This window comes from Actinobacillus vicugnae (assembly GCF_901687125.1).
Taxonomy (GTDB): domain Bacteria; phylum Pseudomonadota; class Gammaproteobacteria; order Enterobacterales; family Pasteurellaceae; genus Actinobacillus; species Actinobacillus vicugnae.
In genome coordinates, this window is sequence record NZ_CABFJY010000024.1 from 1 (window position 1) to 14,345 (window position 14,345).

At 40.2% G+C, this 14,345-nt stretch carries 12 protein-coding genes, 1 tRNA gene and 1 pseudogene; 7 read left to right on the forward strand and 7 right to left on the reverse strand.

The window, feature by feature from the left end:
* Positions 1–76: pseudogene (locus tag F8M47_RS12270) on the reverse strand (transposase); the annotation flags it as partial.
* A gap of 125 nt (positions 77–201) precedes the next feature.
* On the opposite strand from F8M47_RS12270, the gene F8M47_RS06985 reads away from it, so the two are divergent.
* A complete protein-coding gene (locus tag F8M47_RS06985; protein ID WP_150539412.1) occupies positions 202–957 on the forward strand; it encodes an NADPH-dependent oxidoreductase in 756 nt (251 codons plus the stop codon).
* Positions 958–1,040: 83 nt separating this feature from the next.
* On the opposite strand, the gene F8M47_RS06990 is transcribed toward F8M47_RS06985, so the two are convergent.
* Together F8M47_RS06990 and ydiJ are read right to left on the reverse strand one after the other, a co-directional pair.
* Entirely contained in the window at positions 1,041–1,466 is a 426-nt protein-coding gene (locus tag F8M47_RS06990; RefSeq protein WP_150539413.1) for a hotdog fold thioesterase, read from the reverse strand.
* Positions 1,467–1,616: 150 nt separating this feature from the next.
* Complete coding sequence (gene ydiJ, locus F8M47_RS06995; protein WP_150539414.1) at positions 1,617–4,706, reverse strand: D-2-hydroxyglutarate dehydrogenase YdiJ; 3,090 nt, start codon at positions 4,704–4,706, stop codon at positions 1,617–1,619.
* 422 nt (positions 4,707–5,128) lie between these two features.
* Here ydiJ and ompA (F8M47_RS07000) point away from each other — a divergent pair, with 422 nt between their 5' ends.
* Both ompA (F8M47_RS07000) and ompA (F8M47_RS07005) read left to right on the forward strand, forming a co-directional pair.
* A complete protein-coding gene (gene ompA, locus F8M47_RS07000; protein ID WP_150539415.1) occupies positions 5,129–6,250 on the forward strand; it encodes a porin OmpA in 1,122 nt (373 codons plus the stop codon).
* Positions 6,251–6,523: 273 nt separating this feature from the next.
* A complete protein-coding gene (ompA, locus tag F8M47_RS07005; RefSeq protein ID WP_150539416.1) occupies positions 6,524–7,606 on the forward strand; it encodes a porin OmpA in 1,083 nt (360 codons plus the stop codon).
* A gap of 132 nt (positions 7,607–7,738) precedes the next feature.
* On the opposite strand, the gene tpx is transcribed toward ompA (F8M47_RS07005), so the two are convergent.
* A complete protein-coding gene (tpx, locus tag F8M47_RS07010) occupies positions 7,739–8,239 on the reverse strand; it encodes a thiol peroxidase (RefSeq protein WP_150539417.1) in 501 nt (166 codons plus the stop codon).
* Positions 8,240–8,368: 129 nt separating this feature from the next.
* Here tpx and F8M47_RS07015 point away from each other — a divergent pair, with 129 nt between their 5' ends.
* From F8M47_RS07015 to accA, 3 genes are all read left to right on the forward strand, one after another.
* On the forward strand, positions 8,369–9,094 hold the full coding sequence (locus F8M47_RS07015) for a 1-acylglycerol-3-phosphate O-acyltransferase (RefSeq protein ID WP_150539418.1): 726 nt from the start codon (positions 8,369–8,371) through the stop codon (positions 9,092–9,094).
* 7 nt (positions 9,095–9,101) lie between these two features.
* A complete protein-coding gene (locus tag F8M47_RS07020; RefSeq protein ID WP_150539419.1) occupies positions 9,102–10,517 on the forward strand; it encodes a multicopper oxidase domain-containing protein in 1,416 nt (471 codons plus the stop codon).
* A 118-nt stretch (positions 10,518–10,635) separates the two neighbouring features.
* On the forward strand, positions 10,636–11,589 hold the full coding sequence (gene accA / locus F8M47_RS07025; protein WP_150539420.1) for an acetyl-CoA carboxylase carboxyl transferase subunit alpha: 954 nt from the start codon (positions 10,636–10,638) through the stop codon (positions 11,587–11,589).
* 129 nt (positions 11,590–11,718) lie between these two features.
* Here the strand turns inward: accA and F8M47_RS07030 are convergent.
* Positions 11,719–11,794 (reverse strand) — tRNA-Thr (locus F8M47_RS07030).
* Positions 11,795–11,884: 90 nt separating this feature from the next.
* Between F8M47_RS07030 and pdxY the strand changes: the two genes are divergently transcribed.
* The gene (gene pdxY / locus F8M47_RS07035; protein WP_150539421.1) at positions 11,885–12,745 is read left to right on the forward strand and encodes a pyridoxal kinase PdxY; all 861 of its coding nucleotides are present in this window, start codon (positions 11,885–11,887) and stop codon (positions 12,743–12,745) included.
* 43 nt (positions 12,746–12,788) lie between these two features.
* Here the strand turns inward: pdxY and F8M47_RS07040 are convergent, their stop codons facing one another.
* Together F8M47_RS07040 and F8M47_RS07045 are read right to left on the reverse strand one after the other, a co-directional pair.
* Positions 12,789–13,991, reverse strand: a complete 1,203-nt coding sequence (locus F8M47_RS07040; protein ID WP_150539422.1) for a hypothetical protein — start codon at positions 13,989–13,991, stop codon at positions 12,789–12,791.
* Positions 13,992–14,224: 233 nt separating this feature from the next.
* On the reverse strand, positions 14,225–14,345 hold a 121-nt coding region (locus F8M47_RS07045; RefSeq protein WP_481249150.1), incomplete at its 5' end, for an EF-Tu C-terminal domain-related protein.

The following is a 14,345-nucleotide window of genomic DNA, read 5'->3' on the forward strand; positions in this document are numbered from 1 at the left end:
CGACCTCACGAATACCCAAATCCTGTTCGGTCACTTGTTTGATAATGTTTAAACGAAATTGATAAGAATAAGACATAATCTGCACCTCAAATTAGGTGTCCAGGTTTTGGGGTGCAGATCATGTTTTTCAAGTATTCTGTATTAAATCCTCAAAAAATCAGTTATATTAAAAAGACAACAATTATATAGATAGGAGTGAATATGAATCCCGTTATTCAATTGCAAAAACAGCATCGTTCTATTCGTAAATTTAAAGCGGAAGCTGTTGATCAAGCGATTATTGATGAGCTTGTGGAGGTGGCATTAAGCGGTGCGACCAGCAGTTATATGCAAGCATGTTCAATTATTAGTATTACTGATGAAGCGTTAAAAATGGAAATTGCCAAAATCAGCGGACAATATTATGTCGATCATTCAGGACATTTGTTTGTGTTTGTTGCCGATCTGGCACGCAATGCAGAGATCGCCAAACAACAGGGGGGGAATCCAATTTGCCAAAGCTCGGGCGACCGTTTTTTAGCGGGCGTTTATGATGCTACGATTGCGGCACAAAATTTGGTGCTAGCGGCAGAAAGTATCGGACTTGGCACGGTTTATCTCGGCTCTATTCTCAATGATTCACAACGCATGATTGAGCTACTTAACTTGCCAAAACTCACCTTCCCTGTGTTTGCGCTGGCAATCGGCTACCCCGATCAAGAACCTGATCAAAAACCACGCTTACCCAAATCGATCACCTATATGCAAAATCGTTATGTGTCGGTAACGGAACAACCCGAAGAACTTGCTGCCTACGATCAACAGCTTACAGAATACTACCAAGCCCGAGGCGAAAATACCCGTGTAGACACTTTCAGCCATATGGCAACCCAATACACCCAAACCCAACTCGCCACCCGCACAAATTTAGGCAAGGTGCTGAAAGCACAAGGCTTTTTAACCGAGTTAGATAAGTAAATATTTAATTATGACAAGCGGCCAAATTTCAGGCTAAATTTGCAAATTTTTAGCGAAATTTGACCGCTTGTTTTGATGGAGTCTTAGCGTTTGTCTAAGGTTTTGGTTGAAAGGCGGGCTACGGCACAGAGATTCGCTTGCTCGTCTTTGATTTCAATGTGCCACACCTGCACATCACGCCCTAATTTTAGTGGCGTAGCACGCGCTAGCGCTTTGGTGCCTGCTGGTACTGATTTTAAATGGCTGATATTCAATTCCATTCCAACCGCAATTTGCTGTGGCTCACACACCATTAATGCTCCCGCATTGGCAACCGTTTCTGCCAATGCAGCAGACACACCACCATGCAATACGCCAAACGGCTGTTGAGTACGCTCATCCACCATAAGTTGTGCTTCAATCCAATCATCACCGATCGCCGTAAATTCAATACCTAAATGCGAAACCGCTGAGTTTTGGCTAAGTGCATTTAATTGTTCGCAAGTTGCTGTTTGTTTCCAAATGGTCATTATGTTTCCTTCTTTGTTATAGCAATCCCCTCCTCTCTTTATAAAAAGAAGAATTATTAAATACGAAAATATCTACACTTTCGCCCTTGTGGACGAAAGTGATAGAACTTTTAACAATATTACTTTTGTAAAAGAGTTTAGGCGGATTTATTAAACCACCTCAAGCAAAGCCTGAATTGGGTGTTTGATAATATGATGCTCAAAGCGTTTTACTTGCGAACGGCAGGAATAGCCTGTTGCTAGGCAACGCTCAAGCGGTTTATTTTTCAATTTAATTTGCCACGATTGTTGGTAAATCGCTTTTGACATGTCTATGTGTTTGGTTTCGTGCCCGAAAGTACCCGCCATACCACAACAACCAACACTTTCATGCACCAGTTGTTCACCAAAATGGGCAAAAATCGCTTGCCATTCTTTTGGGGCATTCGGTAACGCAGTTGCTTCGGTACAGTGTGCAAATAAATACCATGACAAGCGGTCATTTTTTAGCGCCTTTTTGCAATGCGCCAATTTGCCTGCTTGAATCTGTTCTCGTAGCCATTCGTGCGCAAGCTGAACGCTAAATTCACCACGTTGTACTTGTAGGATCGCTTTATATTCATCTCGATAAAGCAATGTAAGTGCAGGATCAACCGCCACCATTGGCAAGCCCAATTTGGCAACACGATTGAGAAATTCCGCCTGATTACGTGCGGTTTTGGCAAACTTGCTTAAAAAGCCTTTGATATGTTGCGCCTTGCCGCTTGGTTTAAAAGGCAACAAGACAGGGCGAAAGCCCAGTTTTTGCACCAATTGCACAAAATCCACCACCAATTTCGCATCATAAAATGAGGTAAATGGGTCTTGCACAACCAATACGGTTTTGCAAAATTCTGCGGATTTTTGACCGCTTGCTTGTGCTTCTAACGATTCTAATGTTTCGCCCTGATAGCCAATTTGAACCAATTGTCGTTGCAAGTTCGGCACAGAAAGCGCAGGCAAATAGGTCATGCCAATGGTGTTGCTTGCGACGGTTTCCGCCAGCTTTGAGGTGCTGAAAAAGTTAAAGAATCTCGGCGCTTTTGCCATTATTGGCGCGACAAACTCAAGATTTGAAACCACATAATCTTTCACAGGGCGCAAATAACGGCTGTGATAAAGCGCATTAAATTGTGATCTAAACGTTGGCACATCAATTTTGATCGGACATTGGCTAGCGCAAGCTTTACAAGCAAGGCAGGTGTCCATTGCCGCTTTCACTTCATGCGAGAAATCATATTCGTGTTTTTTATTTAGCGTGTTGCGAATTTTTGCAACAAAATCGGTTAATTTGACCGCTTGTTTTCGCTCGCTAAAGATTAAATCAGTTGGTGCAACATTTTGTTCGGCAAGTAAACGTAGCCACTCTCGAATTAACGTCGCACGGCCCTTAGGTGAATAAAGACGATTGCCAGAAACTTTCATCGACGGACACATGGTACTGTGTACATCAAAGTTAAAGCACAAGCCGTTGCCATTACAGTTCATTGCGCCTTTAAATTCTTCCCGCACTTGAATTGGAATTTGGCGGTCAAAATCGGCGCGCATCGCAGAATCAATGGGATACAGTTGCGCATTGCTCTCAAGCGGTGTACAGATTTTGCCAGGATTTAAGCGGTTTTGTGGATCGAACAGCTGCTTGATATAGCGCAGCTCTCGCCATAAGGTTTCGCCAAAGAATTTTTCGCCATACACCGAACGCATACCTTTACCGTGTTCGCCCCAAATCAATCCACCATATTTGGCAGTGAGTTCCACCACTTGATCAGAAATGGCTTTAAATTGTTGCACTTGCGTAGGATCGGTTAAATCTAACGCAGGGCGCACGTGTAGCACGCCTGCATCAACGTGTCCAAACATACCGTATTGCAAGCCGTGATCATCTAATAATTGGCGGAACTCAGCGATATAATCAGCCAGATTTTCAGGTGGTACGCAGGTGTCTTCCACAAAAGCGATTGGCTTCGCCCAGCCTTTCGCATTACCAAGCAAACCTACTGCTTTTTTACGCATTGCATAAATTTTTTCGATGGATGGAATATCATTGCAAACTTGATAACCAATGATACCGCTTGTTGGGTCAGATAATTTTTCCTCTAAGGCTTTAATTAAGTCTGCCACTTGCTGTTCAATCAGCACCTGATCGCTCCCCGCATATTCCACGATATTAATGCCGAGAATTGGGTTATTCGGATCTTCGGTTAATAAATCAGAAACCGAATGCCAAATGATGTCCTGTTTCGCCAGATTCAACACTTTAGAATCAATCGTTTCAACCGAAAGCGCATTTGCTTGCACCATAAAAGGCGCTGAACGTAACGCTGCATCAAAAGCGTTATATTTAATGTTGATTAGAGTCCGAAATTTTGGCAACGGCAATAAATTGAGTTTTGCTTCACAAATAAACGCAAGCGAGCCTTCAGAGCCCGTTAAAATACGGGTGAGATTAAATTCACTGTCATCGGCATTAAAGACATTCTTTAAATCGTAGCCCGTTAAAAAGCGATTGAGCTGCGGCAGTTCTGCAAGCACAGTTGGGCGTAATGTGCGACAACGGTCAAAAATTTCCTGATGTAACTGTTTGCCCGTTGCGGTGAGATTCAAGCGTTCGATTTCTGCAAAAAAATGATCAGATTTGACCGCTTGGGTTTCCAATATTTCACCATTCATCAATACTGATTTCAGCGCTAAAACGTGATCAGAGGTTTTGCCATATTGCAGTGAGCCCTGCCCTGAAGCATCGGTGTTAATCATGCCGCCTAACGTCGCTCGGTTGCTGGTGGAAAGTTCTGGCGAGAAAAATAAGCCGTACGGCTTTAAAAATTGATTGAGTTGATCTTTTACCACCCCTGCTTGCACTCGCACCCAACGTTCTTCTATATTAAGTTCAAGAATTTGATTTAAGTAGCGAGAGAGATCAACGATGATATTGTGATTTAACGATTGACCGTTGGTGCCTGTACCACCGCCGCGAGGCGTGAAAGTGAGATGCTGAAATTGAGGACGTTGAGCGAGTTTAGTCAAAATCACCACATCCGAAATGGATTTAGGAAATAAAATCGCTTGCGGTAATTGCTGATAAACACTGTTATCTGTCGCTAAAGACAGGCGATCTGCATAACTCGATGCAATATCACCACTAAAATGCTGATATTTGAGCGCTTCTAAAAATTGAAGCACCGTTTGATTAATAGCAGGTATTTTTGAGAGTTGTGGAAGCATATTAATTATACGTAGGGTAGAAATTCGGATAAAACGATATTAACAAGATTTGTGAATATTGAAAATGAAAGTGAAGAAAACAAATAGGAGGATTGAAATTATTACACACAGGTTATTAAACAAACAGTTCTATACACTTTCTTACACTTTTGAGGGGAAAGGGTTATTGATTTTGTGAATTTGAACTCCGATAATAGTCATATTCTTGCTCATTCGACTAGAGAACAAGAATATGTTGTATAGGGATACTGCAATTTTTTAAGCAAAAACACAAATTTTTGTTGTACTTTTGCGCAGTATCTTAGAAAATTAACTATCTTTCTTCTCTAAAGAGTCGGAAGCATATAAGTTAAAACTTTAATACCGAGTGGTATTGAAATGGTTTATTTTTTTAATCGATGACAATCTAGAGGATCATCACAATGAAAAAAACAGTAATTGCATTAGCAGTATCTGGCTTAGCATTAGCTTCAGTAGCTCAGGCAGCTCCACAACAGAACACGTTCTACGCTGGTGCTAAAGTGGGTTGGGCATCATTCCATGAAGGCGTTCGTCAATTTAATGACAAATATTCAAACGATGCTCGTTATAACCAAGCTACAACTAACTTAGGTATTAATCGTAACTCAGTAACTTATGGTGTATTCGGTGGTTACCAAATCTTAAACCAAAACAACTTTGGTTTAGCAGCAGAATTAGGTTATGACTACTACGGTCGTGTACGTGGTAACGATGGTGAATTCCGTTCAGTTAAACACTCTGCTCACGGTTTAAACTTCGCATTAAAACCAAGCTACGAAGTATTACCTAACTTAGACGTTTACGGTAAAGTAGGTGTTGCAGTTGTTCGTAATGACTACAAATTCTACGGTGCAGAAAACACTAACGAACCAACAAACAAATACCACAAATTAAAAGCATCTACAATTTTAGGTGCAGGTGTTGAATATGCTATTTTACCTGAGTTAGCAGCTCGTATTGAGTACCAATACTTAAATAAAGCAGGTAACTTCAATAAAGCATTAGTACGTTCAGGCGCACAAGATGTTAGCTTTCAATACGCTCCAGATATCCACTCTGTAACTGCAGGTTTATCATACCGTTTCGGTCAAGGCGCAGTAGCTCCAGTTGTTGAGCCAGAAGTTGTAACTAAAAACTTCGCATTCAGCTCAGACGTTTTATTTGATTTTGGTAAATCAAGCTTAAAACCAGCTGCAGCAACAGCATTAGACGCAGCTAACACTGAAATCGCTAACTTAGGTTTAGCAACTCCAGCTATCCAAGTGAATGGTTACACAGACCGTATCGGTAAAGAAGCTGCAAACTTAAAACTTTCACAACGTCGTGCTGAAACTGTAGCTAACTACTTAGTTTCTAAAGGTCAAAACCCTGCAAACGTAACTGCAGTAGGTTACGGTGAAGCAAACCCAGTAACTGGCGCAACATGTGACGCTGTTAAAGGTCGTAAAGCGTTAATCGCTTGCTTAGCACCAGACCGTCGTGTTGAAGTTCAAGTTCAAGGTTCTAAAAACGTAACTATGTAATTTAGTACGTTCTTTATGACTAAAGAATAGTAAAAACGCCCGCAGTAATGTGGGCGTTTTTCTTTTTGCCAAGAAAATAATTTAATGCAAACCTTTGCTGATTGCTAAAAATAACGGTTTTATTGTATTTTTGGTTCAAAATTTGATAGAATATAGTAGTAATACCAGTTGTTGTCTTCATATTAGCGCGTAAGAAAGCATACCAACAGGTATTCGTTGTCCCCATAACGGGGGTGTTTTAATGGATGGCGATAAAATTTAGAGGATCATCAAATGAAAAAATCATTAGTTGCTTTAGCAGTATTATCAGCTGCAGCAGTAGCTCAAGCAGCACCACAAGCAAACACTTTCTATGCGGGTGCAAAAGCAGGTTGGGCATCATTCCATGATGGTATCGAGCAATTGGATGCTGCTAAAGGTGGTAAATATGGTATCAACAAAAACTCTGTAACTTACGGTGTATTCGGTGGTTACCAAATCTTAAACCAAGACAAACTTGGTTTAGCCGCAGAAGTAGGTTATGACTACTTCGGTCGTGTACGTGGTACAGAAAAACCAAATGGTAAAGCGGATAAGAAAACTTTCCGTCACGCAGCTCACGGTGCAACTATTGCATTAAAACCAAGCTACGAAGTATTACCAGACTTAGACGTTTACGGTAAAGTAGGTGTTGCATTAGTAAACAATACATACAAAACCTTCAACGCAGCACAAGAGAAAGTGAAAACTCGCCGTTTCCAAAGCTCTTTAATTTTAGGTGCAGGCGTTGAGTATGCAATCCTTCCAGAATTAGCAGCACGTGTTGAATACCAATGGTTAAACAACGCGGGTAAAGCAAGTTATTCAACATTAAACCGTATGGGTGCAACTGACTACCGTCCAGATATCAGTTCTGTATCTGCAGGTTTATCATACCGTTTCGGTCAAGGTGCAGCACCAGTTGCAGTCCCAACAGTTGAAACTAAAAACTTTGCGTTCAGCTCAGACGTTTTATTCGCATTTGGTAAAGCGAACTTAAAACCAGCTGCAGCACAAGCTTTAGATGCAATGCACACTGAAATCAACAACGCTGGTTTAGCAAACGCTGCTATCCAAGTGAATGGTTACACAGACCGTATCGGTAAAGAAGCTGCAAACTTAAAACTTTCACAACGCCGTGCTGAAACTGTAGCTAACTACATCGTTTCTAAAGGCGTTCCAGCAGCTAACGTAACAGCTGTAGGTTATGGTGAAGCAAACCCAGTAACTGGCGCAACATGTGACGCAGTTAAAGGTCGTAAAGCATTAATCGCTTGCTTAGCACCAGACCGTCGTGTTGAAGTTCAAGTACAAGGTACTAAAGAAGTAACAATGTAATTGTTAGTCTGAACTGACAAAATAAAGCCCACGTTATAACGACGTGGGCTTTTGCATATAAGCAGCTATTTTTTCAGTATTATGCAGCAATTACACAGGTATTTTTTTGCAAAATTTAACCGCTTGATTCACTTAAGCAAGCACAGCTAATGCTGCTTCATAATTCGGTTCGTTTTTGATTTCTGAAACTAGTTCACTGTGTAACACACGATTATTTTCATCTAAAACGATGACAGAACGTGAAGTTAAGCCTGCAAGCGCACCGCTTTGAATATCCACACCAAGTTGTTGATGAACTGCTTTATGACGGAAGGTGGAAAGCGTTTGTGCATTTTCAATGCCTTCTGCGCCACAAAAACGGGCTTGCGCAAAAGGTAAATCTGCGGAAATACAAAGTACCACAGTGTTATTTAAATTCGCTGCATTTTGGTTGAATACACGAACTGAAGTTGCGCACACGCCTGTATCAATACTTGGGAAAATATTTAAAATTTTACGTTTACCTGCAAAATCAGCTAAAGAAACATTTTCTAATCCATTGTTTACTAAGGTAAAATTCTCAACAATTTCCCCCGCTTGTGGGAAATTACCCACTACATCAATTGGGTTACCCATTAAAGTTACTTTGCTCATATCAAACTCCTATCTGGTTAAAAGCCCGCCTAATATAACGGCTTTTAATTTCCGTTTAAACCTTTTAATAAAATAAGTAAATTTTGTTATACTTAATACAATTTAATCTTGATTTTTTAAGGGCTTCTTATGTTAAAAATTGCTCGTATTATTGTAATAGCTATTACTGCCATTTTTATTTCTATTATTGGTACACTGTACGCTTTTATTCGTTTCCGTCATCCAAGTTCTGTGAGTGTTGTGGCTAAAATGTATGCTTCAATGCAACATTTAGTTGGTTTAAACGTAATCTACCGCCCACTCCCAGAATTTACTCAGTCCGCAATTTATATTGCAAACCACCAAAACAATTACGATATGCTCACTATTGCAGGAATGGTACCACCCCGTACGGTAACAATTGGTAAGAAAAGCCTGATTTGGGTTCCATTTTTTGGATTAGTTTATTGGGCAACGGGCAATATTTTTATTAACCGAGAAAAGCGTAGTAGCGCAATTAGTACGATGAATAAAGTGGGAGAAATTATTCGCGAGCGCCAAATTTCAATCTGGATGTTTCCTGAAGGTACTCGTAGCCGTGGGCGTGGTTTACTACCATTTAAAACAGGTGCATTTCATACTGCAATTGCAGCGGGAGTGCCGATTGTACCAATCGTGTGTTCTTCGTTGCATAATAAAGTGGATTTAAACCGTTGGAATAACGGCACAGTGATTTGTGAAACGCTTGAGCCAATTGATACTAGCAGTTACAACCGAGACAATATCAAAGAATTAATTGAAAAATGCCATAGTATTATGGCTACGAAAATTGCTGATTTAGATGCTGAAATCGCTGTGTTAGACGCTAAGAAATAACTAGATAATGAAACAAATACTCACTCGTAGACAATTACTCCAACGCACTGTATTAGCTGGCGCGATGCTTTCTGCGCCTCATACTCTTTTTGCCAGCGAACGCCAACTACTGCGCATTCCTCCAATTATTGAAATTGGACGTGGGCGCCCAGTGCGCTTAGATTTACGTCCTGCGCAAACACAATTTGATAAAGGCAAGTTGGTTGATGTATGGGGAGTTAATGGGCAATATCTGGCACCAACGGTGCGGGTTAAATCAGATGATTTTGTTAAATTAACCTATGTAAATAATCTACCTCAACCTGTTTCAATCAATATTCAAGGACTATTAGCGCCTACCAAAATGGTGGGGTCTATGCACCGTAAGCTAGCACCAAAAAGCAGTTGGTCACCGATTGTTTCTGTTCATCAAGCGGCTTGTACGGGGTGGTACCACGCTGACACCATGTTGAATTCCGCTTTTCAGCTATATCGTGGTCTGGCTGGGCTTTGGATTATTGAAGATGTCCACAGTAAAAATACTTCATTGCCGAATAAGTACGGCGTAAATGATATTCCACTCATATTGCAAGATCAGCAGATCAATAAAGACGGTGTTCAGCTACTCGACCTCAACCAGAAGCAGTTCTTTGGTAAACGCTTATTTGTGAATGGACAAGAATCGGCTTATCACAATGTTGCTCGAGGCTGGGTACGCTTGCGTATTGTCAACGCCTCGTTATCACGCCCTTACGAGCTACGCTTAGATAATGATAAGCCATTGCACGTTATCGCAACGGGTATGGGGATGCTTGCCGAACCAGTGGAAATGCCGAGCGTTATGCTCGCCCCTTCGGCTCGTATTGAAGTATTGGTTGATCTAAATGATGGGAAGCCTGTTTCACTGATAAGCGGGCAAAAACGGGATATTTTTTACCGAGCCAAAAGCCTCTTTGCCGATAATAATGACTTAGTCGATAATGTAATTTTAGAGCTTCGCCCAGAAGGAATGGCGTCGGTGTTTACCACTAAACCGACACTACCCACTTTTGACTTAGCTGAATTTGAACTAAAAATTGCTCAAGAGCGCCGTATCGTATTGCGTCCATTAGATCGCCTCATTAACCAGCAACGATTTGATCCTAAACGCATTGATTTTACGATTAAACAAGGCAGTGTGGAACGTTGGTATATTACCAGCAATGAAGCTATCGGATTTACCCTGCAAGGTGCAAAATTTATTGTGGAAACCCGCGATAGAAAACGTGAGCCTCATAAACAACTTGCTTGGCAAGATACTGTGTGGCTAGAGAAAGACCAAGAGATTACCTTGCTAGTTCGCTTTGACCAACTCGCTTCAAACCAGCTTCCATTTAGCTTTGGTGTTTCTGATTTTATGCTAAAAGATCGCGGCGCCATGGGACAATTTATCGTTGAAGAATAAGCGGTCGGATCTGTTGCGAAAATTGCAGATTTTTTGCAAAAAAACACCGTTTTTATACCTATTCTTCCTCTTTCACTGATAAAATAGATAGAATTTTCTGCATAACAGGACTGAAATAATGAGCCAAGAATATTTAGATTTTGAATTACCGATTGCTGAGCTTGAAGCAAAAATTGAATCACTACGAGCTGTAAGTGCGCAAGACGGTAAAATTAATTTAGATGATGAAATCAAACGCCTACAAAAGAAAAGTGAAGAACTAACAAAAAAGACCTTTGCTAATTTAGATGCATGGCAAGTCTCTCGTATGGCACGTCATCCAAATCGTCCATACACTTTAGACTATATCGAACATATTTTCACCGAATTTGATGAACTTGCAGGCGACCGTGCTTTTGCTGATGATAAAGCAATTGTAGGCGGTATTGCACGTTTAGAAGGTCGTCCAGTGATGGTTATTGGCCACCAAAAAGGACGCACCACAAAAGAAAAAGTAAAACGTAATTTTGGTATGCCTGCGCCAGAAGGCTATCGTAAAGCATTGCGCTTAATGGAAATGGCAGAACGCTTTAATATGCCAATTATCACCTTTATCGACACACCAGGCGCATATCCTGGTATCGGTGCAGAAGAACGTGGTCAAGCGGAAGCTATCGCGCGTAACTTACGTGAAATGGCACAATTAAAAGTGCCTGTAATTTGTACCGTGATCGGTGAAGGTGGCTCGGGTGGTGCATTGGCAATCGGTGTGGGTGATAAAGTGAATATGTTGCAATATTCAACCTATTCGGTAATCTCACCAGAAGGTTGCGCTTCTATCTTATGGAAAAGTGCAGATAAAGCGTCAACCGCAGCTGAAGTTATGGGCTTAACTGCACAGCGTTTAAAAGAATTAAATTTAATTGATGGTATTGTAGCTGAGCCTTTAGGCGGTGCACATCGTGATGTGGCACAAATGGCACAAAACCTCAAAGAGCGTATTTTGGCAGATTTAGCTGATCTTGCGCCATTAAACACTGAGGATTTATTAGATCGCCGTTATCAGCGTCTAATGAGCTACGGTTACGTTTAGCCCACTCAACAAGCGGTAGGATTTTTGCAAAATTTTGCGGAAATCTTACCGCTTTTTTATGCAAAGAAAATAAATAAAAATATTGGATATGATAAGAAATTAAAGGGAAATAAAAAGATTAATTAAGAATGGTGCCGACTACCGGAATCGAACTGGTGACCTACTGATTACAAGTCAGTTGCTCTACCTACTGAGCTAAGTCGGCATACTTCGTTGGAAGAGCCGTTATTATAGGTATTTTTATTATACATGCAAGTCTATTTCATCCAAATTTTCGATAAAAGGAATCAACAGAATGAAAAATATCCTTTCTATTCAATCCCACGTTGTATATGGCTATGCAGGAAATAAATCTGCAACCTTCCCAATGCAATTGCTTGGTGTTGATGTATGGGCGTTAAATACCGTGCAATTTTCTAATCATACCCAATATGGCAAATGGAAAGGCATGGTGATTCCAAAGGAACAGATTGGCGAAATTGTCCAAGGTATTGCTGAAATTGATGCGTTAAAACAGTGTGATGCGGTGCTATCTGGTTATATCGGCTCTGCGGAACAGGTTGAAGAAATAGTGAGAGCCTACCAAGCGGTCAAATTACACAATAAAAATGCGATTTACCTATGCGATCCTGTTATGGGACACCCAGATAAAGGCTGTATTGTTGCTGATGGCGTAAAAGAAGGCTTGATCAATATTGCGATGGCACACGCTGACATTGTCACACCTAATTTAGTCGAGTTACGAGAACTCAGTGGTTTAACCGTTGAAAATTTTGAACAAGCGATTGAAGCGGTAAAAGTAATCTTAACTAAAGGCCCACAGAAAGTTTTAGTTAAGCATTTAAGCAAAGTTGGCAAACAAGCGGACAAATTTGAGATGCTTTTTGCAACTGCTGAAGGTATTTGGCACATTAGTCGCCCACTTTATCAGTTTGCCAAAGAACCCGTTGGGGTAGGCGATTTAACTGCAGGCTTATTCTTAGCAAACTTATTAAATGGCAAATCTGATTTAGAAGCATTTGAACATACTGCAAATGCGGTCAATGATGTTATGGAAATCACCGCTAACACAGGCGTGTATGAGCTACAAATTATTGCCGCAAGGGATAAAATCGTTAATCCATCAAGTGGATATAAAGCGGTTAAGATTGCATAAAAATCTATAACACCAAAAAAGCCGACAATAGTCGGCTTTCCCCTTACAGGCTACAGTAAAATACCTGATCTTGATTAACTAATTGCATGGCTAACATTGCTTGCGCAAAGGCATATTGCTTGATGTAGCCATCAAAGCAATTACGCTCTTGCTCATCCGTAGAGCTTAAGAAGAACAAGTTAGCTAATTTTTGTTTCGCACTATTTACATGAATAGTGCTAGCAAACCCACCAATTTTCGCTGGCGCAAAACCTAATAACGCTAAAATTTCAAACGGAATATTCTCAGGTAAAAAGACTATATCGGGATAATGTTCTCGCAATGCTTTGTTTATTTCTGGACTATTCGGATGTCCTTTAAATACAAACAAATAAGGCTCACCAATAAACAGTGAACTATTAGGGTCTAAATGTTCGCGAATCAAAGCCGCATGAATATTTGCCAAACGCTTTTTATGCTCAAAGTTGATGTTAAAAAGTGTTGTTCCACTAAAAAAATACACGGGTTGCGTATTTAATTTCTGAAGTAGCATATCTAAATCTGCATCAACCTTTAAAATTTGCTTTAACCATAAGAGATCGGTTGCTGATAAATGCTGATACTCCATCAGGTTTAATAACTGATAATCCGCTAATTCCGCTTTCAGAGGCTGTAAATTTTCATGCGATAAGAAATGGTCTGAAAGCAAATAATAACGGGTATCAAATACTGCATGCCAAGTGTAGCGAATCAAGTCAACATGTTTAAAAGATCCTTCGCCCGTTTCAAATAAAGAAACCAAAGCTCGTTTAGTTTCAGCTAAATCTTGCGTCAGTGAATGAGACTGCTGCAGCTGATATTGTTTCATTAACCCTTCTGAGCCGTCATCATATAAATGCAACGAAACCTTGCTGATGCGATCTTTATACCTCTCATAAATATGATTAAAGCTAAGAAAAATTTCAAAGCTATGAAACATATTTAAATGCAAACGTAGCTCAAATTGCTTTTCTCCCTGTGAAAAAAACCTTTGTAATTGCGTTAATAATTGCGTGATATCATGATCCTGATTGCGAGAGAAGTGGATAGTATCGTTCCCATTTTGTTCAATAAAAGTTGAAGGTATTTCAAACCGAGCAAGCGAGAAAAAGCGTAGTCTTTGTTGATCTGATTTATGCTTAAGAAAATGCAAAAAATAACATAGGCTAGGAATTGTTGCGAAATCAATATAAATATCGATTGCCTGTACTTGAGTTGTGCTTTCCATAATTTTTATTGTTAAATGATAATTTAATCAGGCAATCATAGATGATATGACGAGTTCAAATTATTTAGAGTGATTAAGCGATTAGAAATCCTTATTAAAGCTAAATGTTCTAATCCGTTCGTTTTGAGATCTGAATTATACTCTTTGATTCAAATAGATACAAAACAAAAAAGGCGTGTCTTTCGACACGCCTCTCTTTAGCTTTTTGCTATCAAATATTAAGTTAAACTCAATTATTTGATGATTTTCGCTACAACACCCGCACCTACTGTACGACCACCTTCACGAATCGCAAAACGTAAACCTTCGTCCATTGCGATTGGGTGAATTAGGCTTACTGTCATTTTGATGTTG